The organism is Clostridium sp. (assembly GCF_036639235.1).
Lineage (GTDB): Bacteria > Bacillota > Clostridia > Clostridiales > Caloramatoraceae > Clostridium_AB.
In genome coordinates, this window is the sequence record NZ_JAVWJB010000039.1 from 1 (window position 1) to 16,997 (window position 16,997).

Here is a 16,997-nt window from a genome sequence, read left to right on the forward strand (position 1 = left end):
TGTGCAGTTTTGAAAGAACTATTACATATTCTTTTAATTTTAGCCAATTGCTAATATGGGGATATAGCTCAGCTGGGAGAGCACCTGCCTTGCACGCAGGGGGTCAGCGGTTCGATCCCGCTTATCTCCACCATATGGGTCTTTAGCTCAGTTGGTTAGAGCAACCGGCTCATAACCGGTAGGTCCGGGGTTCGAGCCCCTGAAGGCCCACCAAATATGCCTCGATAGCTCAGTCGGTAGAGCAGTGGATTGAAAATCCACGTGTCGCTGGTTCGATTCCGGCTCGAGGCACCAAACCTAGTATGAAAGTACTAGGTTTTTCTTTTATATATATTTTCTTATTAAAATATTTTCGGAGGAGATACTTTGAGATTAAATAAATATATAAGTGAAACAGGATTTTGTTCAAGACGTGAAGCAGATAAGCTTATAGAGTCAGGAAATGTTACAATAAATGATAATATAGCTACACTTGGGGATAGAGTTAAGGAAAATGATATTGTTAAGGTTAATGGACAAAACTTAGCAGTAACTTCAAATAAGGTATATATTGCTTTAAATAAACCTGTTGGTATTACATGTACAACAGAGAAGCATATAAAAGGAAATATTGTAGCTTTTATTAATCATAGTGAAAGAATATTCCCAATAGGAAGACTTGATAAGGATTCACAGGGACTTATTTTACTAACTAACGATGGAGATATAGTTAATAAAATATTAAGGTCAGAAAATAACCATGATAAAGAATATATTGTAACTGTTGATAAGAAAATTACTAACGAGTTCATATATAAAATGGGAAATGGTGTGTTAATAGAAGGTAAGCCTACAAAAAAATGTTTTGTTGAGAAGGTTAACGATAGAACATTTAGGATTATATTAACAGAGGGGCGTAATCGTCAAATTAGAAAAATGTGTGCAGCCTTTGGTTATATAGTTAGGAAGCTTAATAGAATAAGAATAATGAATATAAATCTATCTGATATGCCAATTGGAAAGTGGAGAGATTTAACTAAAAAAGAAAAAGAAGTTTTATTTAGAGACATTGATTATATTATAAAGTAATGAAAGCTTGACTGTATATGTACTTTAGGGTAAAATTTTTATGATTATTAGAGATTTAAAATACTATAGATGTAGGTGATTATATGCAAAATGAGATATTCGAAAGAGAGATTGAGAAGATAAAGAGTAAGCTAGTTGCACCAGTAAGCGAAGACTTTAATCTTAATGATTATCTTAATATTATGACAAAGGATGAACTTACCAATATAAGAAGAACACTTGAGGTAAAAGGTGTTAGTTCATATACTAAGGGTCAATTAATAGAAAAGCTAGAAGAAGTAATAAAGGGTAACTTAGTTGATATATTACATAATATAACTGAGAGAGAATATTATATGCTTCTTATGATGATTCCGAAAAATGGAGCAACAATTGTAAATTTAGAGGATTTAGCTCAATTTAAACTAATGCTAAGTCTTAGAAACTGGGGTATTGTATATACAGGAAAAATAAATGATGTAGTATACGCTTCTATTCCAAGAGATATTTTCGATATGGTAAAAGCCAATGTTGAGGATGCTAAAATATCAGACTCAGTTAGTAATACTCAAAAGTGGTTAAGAGCAGCTTCAGGATTATTGTATTTTTATGGAGCTTTAGCTAAAAGGGATCTATATGATATGCTTGTTAAAACTCTAGAAGAGGACAAGTCATATGATAAGTTTGAAAAAATGCTAGATAATGCAGCTAAAAACAGTATCCTTATAAAGTCATCAGGAGATATTTACTATTACTATAAGGCTGAAAATCCAGAGTCAATAGTAGAGGCACATAAATCATCACCACTTGATTATTTATATCCTGGGATTAAGGTTATATATACATTTGGTATGGAAGATGCATTTAATTATAATGAGGACAACTTTGGATTATATGAGTACATTACTAAGAACTTTAAAATGCTACCACTTGATACTGAGTCACTTATTAGTAATGCAGGATTTATGATTAACAATGATTATCCAAACAATGAAATTGTTGATTATATTATAAATGGAATTAATAGCGAATTTATTCATAGGGTTGATGTTGAAAACTATGTTAATAAGATAAAAATAAGTATTCCTTTATGGAAACTTAAGGGTAATCCTATGAATGAAGTTTTAAAAAATATTGGACGTAATGATAATTGTTTCTGCGGTAGTGGAAAAAAATACAAGAAGTGCTGTGAAGGCAAGTAAAAGTAACCTAAGCTTATGCTTAGGTTACTTTTTTATGATATAATTATAATAATAGAGTTAAGATACGAAGGAGAATTATATGACTAAAATATACTTAAAATCAAACATAAGAAAAAGAACAGAAAAGGGACATCCATGGGTATACTCAAATGAAATAGATAAAGTAGAAGGTGAGTATGAAAATGGAGATATAGTTGGTGTATATAATCCTAAAGGTAAATTTTTAGGTAAAGGATATATTAATGATAATTCTATGATAAGAGTTAGAATTATGACTAGAAACCTTAAGGAAGAGATAGATAGAGACTTTTTTAAGAGGAAAATTTCTGCGGCCTGGGAATACAGAAAAAAGGTAGTTGATACTAGTAGTTGTAGAGTTATATATGGTGAAGCAGATGGATTACCAGGAATTATTGTAGATAAGTTTAATGACTATTTATCTATTCAAACACTAACACTTGGTATAGATCAGTATAAGGATATGATAGTTGAACTTTTAGTTGAGATTATTAATCCTAAGGGGATATATGAAAGAAATGATAATAATGTACGTGAGTTAGAAGGTCTTGAGCAAAAGAAGGGCTTTTTATATGGAGAGTTTGATACTAATACAATTATTAATGAAAATGGTATTAAAATGATGGTGGATATTAAGGATGGACAAAAGACTGGATACTTCCTTGACCAGAGAGAAAATAGATTAGCACTTAAGGATATAGTTAAAGATGCTGAGGTTCTTGATTGTTTCTGTCATACTGGTCCTTTTGCAATGCACGCAGCTTATTTTGGAGCAAAAAAAGTTACTGCTATTGATATATCACAACATGCTATTGATACTGCAACAGAAAATGCAAAGTTAAATGGACTTGAAGATAAAATTGACTTTGTATGTGTTAATGCATTTGATCAACTTCGTGACTATCAGGAAGAAGGAAAGCAATTTGATGTTGTTATACTAGATCCTCCTGCATTTACTAAGTCAGCTAAGAAAATTAAAAGCGCATATAAGGGATATAAGGAGATAAACCTACGTGGAATGAAGCTTGTAAAGCCAGGTGGATTCTTAGTTACTGCATCCTGTTCACATTATATGTATCCAGAAATATTTAGAGAGATGCTTCAAGAAGCAGCTAGAGATGCTAGAAAAGTTATTCGTGAAGTAGAAGTTAAGACTCAGGCGAAGGATCATCCATTTATGTGGAATTATGAGGAGTCATTATACCTAAAGTGCTTTATACTTAATGTTCAATAGGTGAGAAATGCTTAAGTTTAATAATGATTGGGATAATATCTTATTGGAAGAGATTAAAAAAGAGTACTTTATGGATATGTTAAAAAAGGTTGAAAATGAATATAAAGTAAATACTGTATATCCACAATATAAGGATATTTTTAATGCATTTAGATATACATCATTTAGTAATATAAGTGTAGTTATATTAGGGCAAGATCCATACCATGGTGCTAACCAAGCCCATGGTTTGAGTTTTTCTGTAAATAGGGGAATTAAGATACCACCATCCCTGAAAAATATTTATAAGGAACTTAAAAATGATCTTGGATGTTATATTCCCAATAATGGATATTTAAAAAAGTGGGCAGATCAGGGAGTTTTACTACTTAACACCACATTAACAGTAAAAGAAGCTACACCAAACTCCCATAAGAATATTGGGTGGACTATTTTTACTGACAATGTAATATCTATGATTAGTGAGAGAGATAAGCCAGTAGTGTTTATTTTATGGGGTAAATTTGCACAGGATAAGGAGTGTTTAATTAAGGGTAATCATCATTTAATAATTAAGTCACCACATCCAAGCCCCCTTTCAGCAAGAAGAGGATTTTTAGGTAGCAAGCCATTTTCTAAGGTTAATGAATTTCTTAAACTTAATAATATAAAGGAAATTGATTGGCAAATAGAGAACATATAGTAGACACCTAGAAAATTAAACTATGAAGTGATATAATGTTTTCTAATATACTAAGATATGTGTATGTTATTTGATTAACTTTGGCATTTAAATATTGACTATAAGGAGTTGATAGAATTGAAGATTTGTTCAGTTTGTAACAAGAATCTTGCTGTTATATATACAACTAAAATAGTAGATGGAGAGAGTAAGACACTTGCACTGTGTATAGATTGTGCTAAGGATGCTGGAATACCAGTACTAGACCAAATTATGCAGCAAAGTGGTATTACACAGGATGAAATAGAGAATCTTAATGAGCAGATGGATAATATGCTTAAGGATATGAACTTTGATGAGCTTACTGATAGTAATTTCTTTTCACAGCTTCTAAATCCTATTAAGAAGGATGATGATGATGAGAATGAAGAAATAGAGATTGATGAGGAAGACTTTAAAAAATCTCTTAATGATAAATCAGAGAAAAAGTCTAAATCTAAAAATAAAAAGACAAAGAATCTTGATACCTATGGAGTTAATTTAACAGCACTTGCAGCTGAGGGAAAAATCGATGAGGTTATAGGTAGAAGTGAAGAGATTCAAAGGGCTATTCAGATTCTTAATAGAAGGAGCAAGAATAATCCTGTTTTAATAGGAGAGCCTGGAGTTGGTAAAACTGCAATTGCAGAGGGGTTAGCACTTAGAATTGCTAAGGGTGATGTGCCTGAAAAACTTCGTAGCATTAAGGTATATCTATTAGACCTAACTGCAGTTGTTGCAGGAACACAGTTTAGAGGTCAATTTGAAGGCAGAATGAAAGCTATAATAGATGAAGTTAAGGAAGCTAATAGAGAAATTGTAGTTGTTATAGATGAAATTCATAATATTATGGGAGCTGGAGAAGTTCAAGGTGGAGCTATGAATGCTGCAAATATCTTAAAGCCAGCATTAGCCCGTGGTGAAATACAATTAATAGGAACTACAACCCTTGATGAATACAGAAAACATATAGAAAAAGATGCTGCACTTGAAAGAAGATTTCAGCCTGTATATGTTGAGGAACCTACAGTTTTAGAAACAATTGAAATTATTAAGGGCATTAAAAGGTACTATGAGGAGCATCATAGAGTTATTATTGAAGATGATGTAATTAAAGAAGCGGTACTTTTGTCAGAAAGATATATAAGAGATAGATTCCTTCCAGATAAAGCAATTGATGTTATAGATGAAGCTGCATCAAAGGTTAACCTTAATGCAACAGAAATAACAGATTTAATTGTTATAAATGATAAGCTAGATAATATTAATTCATTAATGGAGATAGCTAGGGATAAGCAGGATTACGAAAACCTTGCTAACTATAAAATGGATGAATTAAAGCTAAAAGAGTCAAAGGAAGCACTTGAAAGTAAGGTTAATAATATAAAGCTTAAGATTGAGGATGTTGCATCTGTAGTAGAGCAGTGGACTAAGATTCCAGTTCAAAGAATTACTGAAGATGAAGCACAAAGACTTCTTGCACTTGAAGATAGAATTAAAGAGAATGTTATTGGACAGAAGAAGGCTATTGAGTCACTTTCTAAGGCGATAAGACGTAATAGATCAGGTTTTAAGAAGAAGAAAAAGCCGTCCTCATTTATTTTTGTTGGGCCAACTGGTGTTGGTAAAACTCAGTTAGTGAAAACCTTAGCTAAGGAACTATTTAATAGTGAAGATGCTTTAATTAGAATAGATATGTCAGAATATATGGAAAAACATACTGTATCAAAGCTTATAGGAGCACCTCCAGGATATGTAGGATATGATGAAGGGGGACAGCTTACTGAAAAGGTAAGAAGAAAGCCATATTCAGTTATTCTTTTAGATGAGATCGAAAAAGCTCATCAAGATGTATTTAATATGTTACTTCAAATACTAGAGGATGGTAGGTTAACTGATTCACAGGGAAAAACTGTATCATTTGAAAATACTATTATTGTTATGACATCTAATGCAGGAACAAACTTTAAGGGTTCATCAATAGGGTTTGCTCAAAATGACCAAATTAGACTTGAAGAAAGTGTTAACGAAGCACTTAAGGAACACTTTAAGCCTGAGTTCTTAAATAGAATCGACGATATTATAGTATTTAACTCATTAACTAAGGATGAGCTTAAGGATATTATTAATATTATGCTTAAGGAAGTATTTGAAGAGGCTATTGATAAGAATATTACAATTGAAGTTACAGATTCGCTTAAGGATTACTTATTAGAGGTAGGATATGATAGCAAGTATGGTGCAAGACCATTAAGACGTGCTATTCAAAAAAATATTGAAGATAAGGTTTGTGAAGAGTATCTAAAAGGTAATATAAAAGAAAATAGTAAGGTAGTTATTGATTACGTAGATAATAAGGTTACCATAAAATAAAAAAAGGGCTATAAGCCCTTTTTTTATAGGTTTTCGTATGTTTCTTTAAGAAGTAGAGCATCCTTTTCAAGTATTGGGCTCTCGCATATAATACATCCCTTTGCACCAAAATCTTTTAAAGCTTTAAGGCAAGCTATAAAATTAAAATCACTTTCTAAGAATGGAAGGTGATTTTTTTCACCCTTAGGTCCATAGTGTATACCAGACATATGAATATGCATATCTTCTATTGCACTTTTTGAAAGGTTATTTTCAATATGTTCAAGGACTTCATAAAAATCTTTATAATCCTTTAATATACCATTACCTCTAGCATGAAGATGTGAAAAGTCTACACATAGTTTACAAGTAGGAACCTGCTTACATATTTCAACTAGTTCATAAAGATCTCCAAATTGAGTAGGCTTTCCTGTGGTTTCAAGTCTATAATCAATACCTATGTCAGGAAGTGAAGCTAGGTTATTTAAAATAGTCTCAAATGTTTCCTCCTTAGAGTCTTTTAGATAAAAACCTGGGTGGAATACTAGACTTTTACCACCAACTTTTTTTAAGGCATTTGCACCATTTAGTATTCGTTCAATAGACTTTTCTTGTTTTTCTTTTTCTTCTGCATTAAGATTTATAAAGTATGAACCATGGGCTGATAAATAAAAGTTATGTTGAGATTTTACTTCATTAATGCCATCCTTATTTTTATCAGTAACATTAACACTACGAACAAAGGGTAGTTCCATAGCGTCAAGTGATATTGAATTTAAGTAGTCAATACCTGTTTTATATGTGAATTTCTGAGTGTTTTCTCCAAGTGGAAGTCCTGAGATTCCAAATAACAATTTATCCATATACATTTCTCCTTTTGTTAAGTTAGTATATATTTTATCAAATATTTATTTTGCTTACCATATTAGGGTACAATAAAAGTGACAGTATGGAAAGGGGATATTTATGAAAGCGCATAAAATAAGAAGTGAATCACCCTATACATTAGAGGAAGTGTTAAGACTAGTTAGGGATTCTGTGGAGCTTAATATTAATATTAATGAAAAGGATGAAGAGAAGATAAAAAACGGAATATTCTTTGGTAACTTAGAAGAAGGAGCTAAGGATGAGTTTAATAAAGTTATATTAAGTGATTATGTAGATGTAATTTTTCATAAACTTGAAAATCTAAATGTTCTAAAGGATTTTCTACCTGAACTCTCATTATGTTACAACTTTAATCAAAAGACTAAATATCATAATAGAGATGTTTTTAATCATATAATGTCTGTAACATCATTAGTTCCTAAATCTAAAGTACTCAGATATGCTGCATTATTTCATGATATAGCTAAGCCTAACTGTTTTACAATAGATGAAAATGGAGTAGGGCATTTTAAGAATCATGATATAGCTTCAAGTATTATGGCTAGGGATATTCTTAAAAAGTGGAATTATGAGGATGAATTTATAGATGATGTAACAAAGCTTATAAAAAATCATATGAAAAAGCATAATGATGGGAGTATAGCTTGCCTTAAGAGGCTTAAAAAGGATATAGGAAGAGAGAATGTTAACAATTTATTAGTCCTTCAAATAGCGGACAATCTTTCGAAAAACCTAAAATATGTTAGTATAAAGGGACTTGTTAGTTTATATAAAATAAACAATAAAAAAGCTGTTTGTGAAGCATAACTTCATAAACAGCTTTAGTTTTAGTTGTTCTTTTGAATTTCAAATAGATCAATAAGATTTTCAATAAGCATAGAATTTGTCATTGCCCCAACACCACCAGGTACTGGAGTTATAAGTGAAGCTTTCTTTGACACATTTTCAAAGTCAACATCACCACAAACCTTACCATCTAAAACATTAATACCAGCATCAGCAATAATAACACCTTCTTTAACCATATCTTCAGTTATAAGAGATGCTTTACCAGCAGCTGCAATAATAACGTCTGCATTTTCTGTGTGACTTTTTAATGACTTAGTAAATATATGGCATAAAGTTACAGTAGCATTTTCCATTAGTAGAAGCTGAGATATTGGTTTACCAACAGTTCTACCAGAACCTACGATAACAACATCTTTTCCTTGTAGGGATACATTACTTTCCTTTAAAGAACGTATAATCCCCTTTGGTGTACATGGAATAACATTAGGTTCTCCCATGAACAGGTTTCCTAGGTTCTCAGAGTGAACACAGTCAACATCTTTAAGTGGAAGAATTGAATTTGCAACCTTATTTTGATCAAATCCTTCAGGTAGTGGGAATTGAATTATAATGCCATGGATGCTCTCGTCGTTATTAAGATTACTTAGTTCAGTAATAAGTTCATCTTCGCTAATATCCTTATCAAATTTGCTTATGTGCATATTTACTGACAGTTCATCACAGGTTCTAACGATACTTTTAACGTATGAAGCTGATGATGGGTGATCACCTACTTGAACTATTTCAAGGTGAGGTACTTCACCATATTTGTCATTAACTCTTTGAATTCTATCAACTAAAGATAACTTAATTTTCTTAGAAATCTCTCTACAGTCTATTATACCCATTTTTATCCTCCTTAATGGCACTACTTAATATTTTAATAATATTATTGTCTATTTACATTATATACACTTTTAAATAAATTTACAGTAAAGATTTTCTATATTAGACTAATTATAATGGATATGAAGTACTAAATAAAAAAAAAAATTTTTTTTGCAAAAGGTGTTGACTTATGTTGAAATCATGTATATAATAACTATTGTAGGTTGGCTGATGAACAGCGAGCCACACTAAGTTGGGTTATCGCCAAGCGGTAAGGCACGGGACTTTGACTCCCGCATGCGTAGGTTCGAATCCTACTAGCCCAGCCATTGTGAGTCACTAGCTCAGTCGGTAGAGCACTTGACTTTTAATCAAGTTGTCCAGGGTTCGATTCCCTGGTGACTCACCAGACCAAGATTTTTAATCTTGGTTTTTTTTATATCTATTTTTAATAATATGTTTGTACAAAATACAATATAACCTTCCGATAATAATTATTATGCAATATTTATTGCAAATTAGTAATTATTGTGATAAGATAAAAATATAAATATTTAGTAATTATATTTTTAGGGGGATTTATTATGAAGAAATTTGTATGTACGATTTGTGGATATGTTCACGAAGGAGATACTTGTATAGAGGTATGTCCACTATGCAACGCACCAGCTGATAAGTTTGTAGAACAATCAGGGGATGGACTAAGCTTTGCAGATGAGCATGTAATTGGAGTTGCTAAGGGAGTTGATCCTGAAATTGTTGAAGGTCTTCGTGCTAACTTCTTAGGGGAGTGTGCTGAAGTTGGTATGTACCTTGCTATGAGCCGTCAAGCAGATAGAGAAGGATACCCAGAGGTTGCTGAAGCATACAAGAGAATAGCATTTGAGGAAGCAGATCATGCTGCTAAATTTGCTGAACTTCTTGGAGAAGTTGTAACTGATAGTACTAAGAAGAATCTTCAATTAAGAGTAGATGCTGAGCATGGAGCTTGCCAAGGTAAGAAGGATCTTGCTACAAGAGCTAAGCAACTTAACCTTGATGCGATTCATGACACTGTTCATGAAATGTGCAAGGATGAAGCTCGTCATGGTAAGGCTTTTAAGGGTCTTCTTGATAGACATTTTGGTGATAAATAATTTAATATATTATAAGGGATGCGTTATGCATCCCTTTTTGTTTTATTTTGTATTTATATAAAAAAAATTATTTGATATAATATACACTATATAAACATAATAAGGAGATATATTTATGAAAGTTAATTTTTATACTTCTCAAAGAGAGTATCAAGAAAAGAAAGACGAATTTAATAAAGCTATACTTTCAAGTATCGAAAATGGTGTATCAACACTAGGACCCGAAGTTAAAAAGCTTGAGGAAGAAATTAAGGAGTTTACAGGTGCAAAGTATGCTATAGGTGTAGCATCAGGAACAGATGCTCTTGTTCTTGCAGCTGATATACTTGGATATAAAGAGGGTACTGAGGTTATAACAAGCCCATTTACATTCTTTGCATCAGCATCATGTATTGCGAGATGTGGGGCTAAACCAATATTTGTAGATATTGATGAGGAAACTTTTAATATAGATGCGAATTTAATTGAAGAAAAGATAAATGAAAAGACTAAAGGAATACTTCCAGTTCACCTATTCCTTCAAATGGCTGATATGGACGCAATTATGGAAATTGCAAATAAGCATAATATTAGTGTGTTAGAGGATGCTGCTGAGGCATTTGGTATGAGGTGGAAGGGTAATGGCGATTCATATAAGCATGCTGGAACTATAGGTGATTTTGGTATATTCTCATTCTTCCCAACGAAGACACTAGGTGGTTACGGTGACGGTGGAATGATAGTTACTAATGATGATAAGCTATACGAAATGGCTAAGGTTTATAGAGTACATGGTGCTTCAAAGAAGTATCACCACGAGTTTATTGGATATAACTCAAGGCTTGATAGTATTCAAGCAGCAGTATTATCAGTTAAAATGAAGTATATTAAGGGTTCAATCGAAAAGAGAGAAGAAATTGCCTCATGGTACATAGAAGGACTTAAGGATATTGATGGAGTTAGAATTCCTAAGGTTAAGGGAGATCAGAAGCATGTTTATTATGTATTTAATATACTTGCAGAAAAAAGAGATGAACTTGCAAACTACCTAAAAGAAAAGGAAATTGGATTTAGTATATATTACCCAAAACCACTTCATCTTCAAGAATGTTTTAAGTATCTAGGTCATAAGGAAGGAGATTTCCCAGTATCAGAAAAAATATCAAAAGAAATTCTTGCACTTCCTATGTATGCAGAGATAACTAAGGAAGAAGTAGATTACGTTTGTAGTACAATTAGAGAATTTTATATGTAAAAATATTAAAAGCTAGCATTTGCTAGCTTTTTTGCATTTTTAAAGTTTAAATAACATAATAATTACTATAAAGGGGGTATGTAATGAAGTTTCATCCTTTATTAAGAAGAAAAAAGAAAAAGAAAAATTATTATTTTATTTTAGGTGGGGTATTATTTGCAGCAGTAATTTGTTTCTTATTACCAAGTATTATTAATGGAGTAAAATACAGTAGGGTAAAGTCAGATGATGCCTTTAATAGGGCTATGAGTATGATTAATCATGTATGGACCTATGATAAGGAGAAGTATGTAAATATAAATAATAATATAGTCAAACCATATTATTTATTAGATTCAGGCATGTATATTGGAATACCATATTGCTATGGTGGGCAAACATCACTTAAAGATTCAAATATAAAAGGAATTAGTGGATTTGATGATGCTTTAAGTAAGGGGTATATGCCAGGAAATATCAATACTAATCTTGGTTATATTGAGAATACAGCTGGAGTAGATTGTTCAGGGTTTGTTAATGTGGTATTTAATATTAAGGAAAGAACATCAACAAGAACTATGGATAAATACTTTAAGAAAATAAATATTAATAAATTAAAGGCAATGGATATATTAAATTCAAAGGGTAAGCACGTATACATATTTTTAGGTAGAACAAAGGAGGGGGTAATAATACTAGAATCAACTTCTAATGGTGAAGCTAGGTATAAAGATAAAACGGTAGTGAATTTTAAAACAAATAGTGAGTTTGAGAGAGATATTAAAGAACGTGGATATATACCGATGAGGTATAAAAATATCAAATTTAAAAAAGTAGAAAGTATATATGACAATTATGAATATAACAATAAAGAAAAGTTTGCATATAATATAAATATTGGAGATGAAATTAATTCAAGCATAGAGTATCTAGAGGATATTGATTATTATAAAATATTAAATAGAAATACACAATTAATAATAAACTTTAGTAAGTTTAGTAATGTTAGTGTAGTTGCCTATAATAAAGATAAAAAGTTTAAGTTACAAGGTGGTGAAAATATAATTAATATAAGTGGAGATATTTTTATCAGGGTGGAAAAAGGTGAAAATTTAAGTGGAAATAGTGATTATACGTTTAGAATAAGTAGGTAAGGGGAAATATTTATTGAATATACTTGAAATAAACCAGAATTTATAATATTATTTATTAGTATACTTTTTAAATTTAATAAAAGATAAGGAGCTAATTATTATGAGCCTTTTTACACAATGGGAAGATTTAGTAGAACTTGATAGAACTGAACAAGAGAACGAAAACTTTTGGAAAGAATACCTTGAAAAAGAAAGAGACGTATATGTTCAAATTCTTGAAAACAAAGACGCAGTAATTTCAGGTACTGTTAAGGAACTTGCTGAGAAGTTTAACATGGATAACGTAACTTTTGCAGGATTCATGTCAGGAATAGAAACAAGCTTAGTTGATGGATTTGATCTTGATTCACTTGAGGAGTCAACAAATGTTGAACTTAAAGTTGATTTTGAGAAATTATTCTACAATATGCTAGATGCTAAGGCAGAGTGGTTATTTACACTTAAGGAGTGGGATGATGTACTTTCAGTTGAGGCAAGAGAAACAATTGCAAGAGATTACAGACAATCAAGAACAGTTGTTAAAGAAGACAAAATAGGAAGAAATGAACCATGTACTTGTGGAAGTGGAAAGAAGTACAAGAAGTGTTGTGGAAAATAAGCAGGTGTTATCACCTGCTTATTTTATTTCCTTTAAAACATTAAGAAGATAGTTATACATTCTCTCTGTGCTTGATATGCTCAGATGTTCATCTGGGCTATGTACATCAAAATGATTCGGTCCAAATGAAATAATATCAAGTGATGGATATTTACTTTTGATGATTCCACATTCAAGACCAGCATGTATAGCTGATATAGTAGGCTCTTTATGGAACATGTCCTTGTAAACACTCATAAACTTATTACGAATAGGAGAATTCACTTCATATTCCCACTCTGGGTAATCACCCTCAAACTTAATACTTCCGTTAAATGAATCAGCTATTGATGAGTGAATATTAATAAGATGATCCTTAAGAGACTTAGAAGAGCTTCTAAGAGCGCTTTCTAGTACTACTGATGAATTAGTTGTAGTAACAACCCCAAGGTTAGTAGAGCTTACAGGAAGATCTTTAATCTGGTTACTCATAGTGATTACTCCATTTGGAATTACTGTTAATGAATTGATAACATTTAGTGAAGAATATTTAGTCATAAATTCCTTTTTAGTATTAGTTTTGTTAATATTGAAGATTATACCATCATCTACACCAATATACTCGCTTTTAATACTATTAAATACATTTATACATTCTTTGGAAATTTCATCAATAATATTATTTTCAACTGCTATTGTAGCAAATGCTTCTCTAGGGATTGCATTCATTTTAGAGCCACCATTAAAATATGAAAGACGTAAATCATAATTTTTTGTTAATGATTTTAGCAGTCGTCCAAGGATTATATTAGCATTACCACGTTGCTTAATTATATCCATTCCAGAATGACCACCTTTAAGACCTTTAATCTCTAGACTAAGTTCACTAAAGTTTTTAGGTAATGAATCATATGTAACATCAATTGTTATTGAAGTTTTAATGCCACCACAGCAGCTAACAAGTAGACAACCTTCTTCCTCAGAGTCTATGTTAATCATAATATCACCCTTAAGGATATTATGGGATAGATTAATAGCACCACCCATTCCTATCTCCTCCTCGGTTGTAATCAACACTTCAAGTGGTGGGTGCATTATATCATTTGACTCTAGTATTGCAAGGCAGTACGCGATTGCTACACCATTATCAGCACCAAGAGTTGTTTCGGTAGCATATATAAAGTCTCCATCAATTCTTAGTTTAAGTGGGTCATTTAAAAAGTCATGAGTTGAAGATGCATTTTTTTCGCAAACCATATCCATATGACCTTGAAGAATAACAGTTTTTGAGTTTTCATAGCCTTTAGTTCCAGGTTTTCTGATTATAATATTTAAATAATCATCCTGAATATATTCAAGTGAATGCTGCTTAGCAAATTCAACTAAATAATCACTGATGGCTTTTTCGTTTTTAGATCCTCTAGGAATTTTAGATATTTCCTCAAAGTATTTAAAGACAGGTTTTGGGTTTAGATTTTCTAGCATAGTAAGTCCTCCTTTTATATACATAAGTACATTATATATAGGTTAAAAAATAAATACAATTTGAATGTTTTTTATAATGTAATTTCAATTGATACATTATTAACATAGTTGACATGAATGGCAAATTTTATATATTTATATTAAAGGGATTTTAGTTTTGTTAGGCGACATAAATTAGGAGGATTAATTATGGAGAAGAGGATGCTTACGACCCCTGAGATTTGTGAAGAAACAATTAAAATTGGTATCAAGAAAGGAAGTAAAACAAAGCCAGTTCAAACATTGATTTTATCAATCCTAGCTGGTGCATTTATTTCATTTGGTGCCTTTGTTTCAACAGTTGGGTCACATGGTATTGCAGACTACGGTATTGCAAAGTTTGTAGCAGGTGCTCTATTCCCAATAGGACTAGTACTTGTATTAGTATGTGGAGCAGAGCTTTTCACAGGTAACACACTTTTAATTCAAGCGTATATGGAGAAGAAGATTAGTGGTTACGAATTTATAAAGAACCTTATTATTGTATATATAGGGAACTTTATTGGTGCTTTTATGATAGCACTACTGATATATTTAAGTGGACTTTTATTAAGTAATGATGCAAAACTAGGGGCATATGTAATTAAGGTTGCACAGTATAAGGGACATCTAAGCTTTACAAACGCACTTGCGAGTGGTATATTATGTAACTTCCTTGTATGCTTAGCAGTATGGGGTTCATACGCTGCTAAGGATGTTGCCGGAAAAATTCTGATTATATGGGTTACAATTATGACATTTATAACTTCAGGGTTTGAACATAGCGTTGCTAATATGTATTATTTCTCTATAGGATTACTTGCAAAGCTTAACCCAGCTATAGTAGCGGCTTCACCACTTTCACCAGAGAAAATTGAAAGTGTTAATATTGCTAGTGCAATAGGTAATATTATACCTGTTACAATAGGTAACATTATAGGTGGAGTTTTACTTGTAGGACTTGCATATTGGGTAGTATATGTTAGAATTCCTCAAGAGGAAGAAAAAAAAAATAGTGAGAAAATAAGCGTATAGAATAAAAACCAAGGTGTATTCCTTGGTTTTATTTTTTTAGACAAAGTATTTACTAATTGATATAATTTATATAAATAGTTTTAAGAATGGAGCAAAGTAATGGAGCAAAAGATAAGCCACTTAGTTAAAAGATTTAAAGTTGATTGTTTTGAAGAAATTGAAGATTATGTAGTAGTAGAAACTGCAATAAATATACAGGTAAATAATTCACCATATATTACACTTATGACAACACCTGAAAAAATTAAAGAACTTGCGGTAGGTTTCTTGTACTGTGAAGGTGTTATTAAAAGTATAAGTGAAATCGAAGGTATTCACTTAAATGATAAAACCATAAATATAATCTTAAACAAAAAGGTGTCAAAGTATAATTTTAATGATAGAATCATATCATCAGGATGCGGAAAAGGTAGTATGCATATTAGTATGATTAATGAAAAATCACTAGAAAGATGTAAGTTTGAAGGTGAATTTGAGGTATTAAAACTACTAGAGCAGATGAATAACTTTAATAAAAGTTGTGAGCTTTTTATGGAGACAGGGGGAGTTCATAGCTGTGCATTAAGTAACGGAGAAAAGATTATATCTATATGTGAGGATATAGGAAGACATAATGCACTTGATAAGGTTATTGGTAAATGCTTACTTGAGAATATAGATTTATCAAATAAGGTCCTATTAACAACTGGTAGAGTTTCATCAGATATTATTATTAAAGCCGCAGTTGGTAAAATACCTGTTGTAATATCTCATTCAGCGCCGACTAAGCTTGCACTTAGAGTTGCTAACAGTTTAAATATAACTGTTGCAGGATTTGCAAGGGGGAAGCGTATGAATGTATATACAAGCTATGACAGAATTAATTAGAGGTGAGTGGAATGGGAGCTAAGGTTTTTAATCTTGAGAAGGAATATATTAATATGATTGATAAGGCCTTATACAATAGAAAAAACTACATGTTTTATGATGATTATGAAGATGAAGAGGGTAGTGAAGCGTATAGATTTTTTTGTTCAAGTAAAATAGATCCACTAGAATTTCTTAATATTGATATATTTAAAGAAAATAATAATGAAGTGTATGGTAAAATACATATTACAACAGATAGAAATATTAAAAAACTAGATATTAATAAAGATTACGGAGAAATAATTATTAAAGAAGTGATAATAAGAGATAAGATTAAGAAAAAAATAGAACTTAGACTTAATCTTCATGGATACAATAATGTAATTAGTGTTATAGAGTATTTTGACGCTGCATTATTAAAGGGATACTAAAC

General features: G+C 31.3%; 16 protein-coding genes and 5 tRNA genes. 18 read left to right on the top strand and 3 right to left on the bottom strand.

Annotated features, from left to right (window positions below; translation table 11 throughout):
• Positions 1 to 57 precede the first annotated feature (57 nt).
• The 8 genes from RR539_RS08655 to RR539_RS08690 all read left to right on the top strand — a co-directional run bounded on the left by RR539_RS08655 (position 58) and on the right by RR539_RS08690 (position 6,574).
• Positions 58 to 133, top strand: a tRNA-Ala gene (locus RR539_RS08655).
• A gap of 3 nt (positions 134 to 136) precedes the next feature.
• Positions 137 to 213: transfer RNA gene (locus tag RR539_RS08660), tRNA-Ile, on the top strand.
• Positions 214 to 218: 5 nt separating this feature from the next.
• Positions 219 to 294: transfer RNA gene (locus RR539_RS08665), tRNA-Phe, on the top strand.
• Between the two features lie 54 nt (positions 295 to 348).
• Positions 349 to 1,068 (top strand): 23S rRNA pseudouridine(2604) synthase RluF, encoded by a 720-nt coding sequence (rluF, locus tag RR539_RS08670; RefSeq protein WP_332474234.1) that lies wholly within the window; start codon positions 349 to 351, stop codon positions 1,066 to 1,068.
• 83 nt (positions 1,069 to 1,151) lie between these two features.
• Positions 1,152 to 2,249: a YecA family protein gene (locus RR539_RS08675; RefSeq protein WP_332474219.1), complete on the top strand. Its 1,098-nt coding sequence runs from the start codon at positions 1,152 to 1,154 to the stop codon at positions 2,247 to 2,249.
• Between the two features lie 79 nt (positions 2,250 to 2,328).
• Complete coding sequence (locus tag RR539_RS08680; protein ID WP_332474220.1) at positions 2,329 to 3,501, top strand: class I SAM-dependent rRNA methyltransferase; 1,173 nt, start codon at positions 2,329 to 2,331, stop codon at positions 3,499 to 3,501.
• Between the two features lie 7 nt (positions 3,502 to 3,508).
• Positions 3,509 to 4,183 (top strand): uracil-DNA glycosylase, encoded by a 675-nt coding sequence (locus tag RR539_RS08685; protein ID WP_332474221.1) that lies wholly within the window; start codon positions 3,509 to 3,511, stop codon positions 4,181 to 4,183.
• A 117-nt stretch (positions 4,184 to 4,300) separates the two neighbouring features.
• Positions 4,301 to 6,574 (top strand): ATP-dependent Clp protease ATP-binding subunit, encoded by a 2,274-nt coding sequence (locus RR539_RS08690; protein ID WP_332483686.1) that lies wholly within the window; start codon positions 4,301 to 4,303, stop codon positions 6,572 to 6,574.
• 23 nt (positions 6,575 to 6,597) lie between these two features.
• Here the strand turns inward: RR539_RS08690 and RR539_RS08695 are convergent, their stop codons facing one another.
• A complete protein-coding gene (locus RR539_RS08695) occupies positions 6,598 to 7,416 on the bottom strand; it encodes a TIM barrel protein (RefSeq protein WP_332474223.1) in 819 nt (272 codons plus the stop codon).
• Between the two features lie 103 nt (positions 7,417 to 7,519).
• Between RR539_RS08695 and RR539_RS08700 the strand changes: the two genes are divergently transcribed.
• Entirely contained in the window at positions 7,520 to 8,248 is a 729-nt protein-coding gene (locus RR539_RS08700; RefSeq protein ID WP_332474224.1) for an HD domain-containing protein, read from the top strand.
• Between the two features lie 20 nt (positions 8,249 to 8,268).
• Here the strand turns inward: RR539_RS08700 and RR539_RS08705 are convergent, their stop codons facing one another.
• Positions 8,269 to 9,117: a bifunctional 5,10-methylenetetrahydrofolate dehydrogenase/5,10-methenyltetrahydrofolate cyclohydrolase gene (locus RR539_RS08705; protein ID WP_332474225.1), complete on the bottom strand. Its 849-nt coding sequence runs from the start codon at positions 9,115 to 9,117 to the stop codon at positions 8,269 to 8,271.
• 234 nt (positions 9,118 to 9,351) lie between these two features.
• On the opposite strand from RR539_RS08705, the gene RR539_RS08710 reads away from it, so the two are divergent.
• The 6 genes from RR539_RS08710 to RR539_RS08735 all read left to right on the top strand — a co-directional run bounded on the left by RR539_RS08710 (position 9,352) and on the right by RR539_RS08735 (position 13,198).
• Positions 9,352 to 9,426, top strand: a tRNA-Gln gene (locus tag RR539_RS08710).
• A 4-nt stretch (positions 9,427 to 9,430) separates the two neighbouring features.
• Positions 9,431 to 9,506 (top strand) — tRNA-Lys (locus RR539_RS08715).
• 175 nt (positions 9,507 to 9,681) lie between these two features.
• Positions 9,682 to 10,233: an NADH peroxidase gene (locus RR539_RS08720; protein ID WP_332474226.1), complete on the top strand. Its 552-nt coding sequence runs from the start codon at positions 9,682 to 9,684 to the stop codon at positions 10,231 to 10,233.
• 115 nt (positions 10,234 to 10,348) lie between these two features.
• Positions 10,349 to 11,467: a DegT/DnrJ/EryC1/StrS family aminotransferase gene (locus RR539_RS08725; RefSeq protein WP_332500343.1), complete on the top strand. Its 1,119-nt coding sequence runs from the start codon at positions 10,349 to 10,351 to the stop codon at positions 11,465 to 11,467.
• Positions 11,468 to 11,550: 83 nt separating this feature from the next.
• Positions 11,551 to 12,600, top strand: coding sequence for a hypothetical protein (locus RR539_RS08730; RefSeq protein WP_332483687.1), 1,050 nt, complete (start codon positions 11,551 to 11,553; stop codon positions 12,598 to 12,600).
• A gap of 100 nt (positions 12,601 to 12,700) precedes the next feature.
• Positions 12,701 to 13,198, top strand: a complete 498-nt coding sequence (locus tag RR539_RS08735; protein ID WP_332474229.1) for an SEC-C metal-binding domain-containing protein — start codon at positions 12,701 to 12,703, stop codon at positions 13,196 to 13,198.
• Positions 13,199 to 13,216: 18 nt separating this feature from the next.
• Here the strand turns inward: RR539_RS08735 and RR539_RS08740 are convergent, their stop codons facing one another.
• Positions 13,217 to 14,662: an aminoacyl-histidine dipeptidase gene (locus RR539_RS08740; protein WP_332474230.1), complete on the bottom strand. Its 1,446-nt coding sequence runs from the start codon at positions 14,660 to 14,662 to the stop codon at positions 13,217 to 13,219.
• A 189-nt stretch (positions 14,663 to 14,851) separates the two neighbouring features.
• On the opposite strand from RR539_RS08740, the gene RR539_RS08745 reads away from it, so the two are divergent.
• The 3 genes from RR539_RS08745 (at position 14,852) to RR539_RS08755 (ending at position 16,995) form a co-directional block, all read left to right on the top strand.
• Entirely contained in the window at positions 14,852 to 15,715 is an 864-nt protein-coding gene (locus RR539_RS08745) for a formate/nitrite transporter family protein (protein WP_332474231.1), read from the top strand.
• A gap of 99 nt (positions 15,716 to 15,814) precedes the next feature.
• On the top strand, positions 15,815 to 16,582 hold the full coding sequence (gene fdhD, locus RR539_RS08750; RefSeq protein ID WP_332474232.1) for a formate dehydrogenase accessory sulfurtransferase FdhD: 768 nt from the start codon (positions 15,815 to 15,817) through the stop codon (positions 16,580 to 16,582).
• 11 nt (positions 16,583 to 16,593) lie between these two features.
• The gene (locus tag RR539_RS08755; RefSeq protein WP_332474233.1) at positions 16,594 to 16,995 is read left to right on the top strand and encodes a hypothetical protein; all 402 of its coding nucleotides are present in this window, start codon (positions 16,594 to 16,596) and stop codon (positions 16,993 to 16,995) included.
• Positions 16,996 to 16,997: the final 2 nt, after the last annotated feature.

Bases quoted from the DNA above. Each gene is read 5' to 3' on its own strand.
- RR539_RS08675 (WP_332474219.1), top strand. From the start codon at position 1,152: ATGCAAAATGAGATATTCGAAAGAGAGATTGAGAAGATAAAGAGTAAG.
- RR539_RS08680 (WP_332474220.1), top strand. From the start codon at position 2,329: ATGACTAAAATATACTTAAAATCAAACATAAGAAAAAGAACAGAAAAG.
- RR539_RS08685 (WP_332474221.1), top strand. From the start codon at position 3,509: ATGCTTAAGTTTAATAATGATTGGGATAATATCTTATTGGAAGAGATT.
- RR539_RS08695 (WP_332474223.1), bottom strand. From the start codon at position 7,416: ATGGATAAATTGTTATTTGGAATCTCAGGACTTCCACTTGGAGAAAAC.
- RR539_RS08700 (WP_332474224.1), top strand. From the start codon at position 7,520: ATGAAAGCGCATAAAATAAGAAGTGAATCACCCTATACATTAGAGGAA.
- RR539_RS08705 (WP_332474225.1), bottom strand. From the start codon at position 9,117: ATGGGTATAATAGACTGTAGAGAGATTTCTAAGAAAATTAAGTTATCT.
- RR539_RS08720 (WP_332474226.1), top strand. From the start codon at position 9,682: ATGAAGAAATTTGTATGTACGATTTGTGGATATGTTCACGAAGGAGAT.
- RR539_RS08725 (WP_332500343.1), top strand. From the start codon at position 10,349: ATGAAAGTTAATTTTTATACTTCTCAAAGAGAGTATCAAGAAAAGAAA.
- RR539_RS08730 (WP_332483687.1), top strand. From the start codon at position 11,551: ATGAAGTTTCATCCTTTATTAAGAAGAAAAAAGAAAAAGAAAAATTAT.
- RR539_RS08735 (WP_332474229.1), top strand. From the start codon at position 12,701: ATGAGCCTTTTTACACAATGGGAAGATTTAGTAGAACTTGATAGAACT.
- RR539_RS08740 (WP_332474230.1), bottom strand. From the start codon at position 14,662: ATGCTAGAAAATCTAAACCCAAAACCTGTCTTTAAATACTTTGAGGAA.
- RR539_RS08745 (WP_332474231.1), top strand. From the start codon at position 14,852: ATGGAGAAGAGGATGCTTACGACCCCTGAGATTTGTGAAGAAACAATT.
- fdhD (WP_332474232.1), top strand. From the start codon at position 15,815: ATGGAGCAAAAGATAAGCCACTTAGTTAAAAGATTTAAAGTTGATTGT.
- RR539_RS08755 (WP_332474233.1), top strand. From the start codon at position 16,594: ATGGGAGCTAAGGTTTTTAATCTTGAGAAGGAATATATTAATATGATT.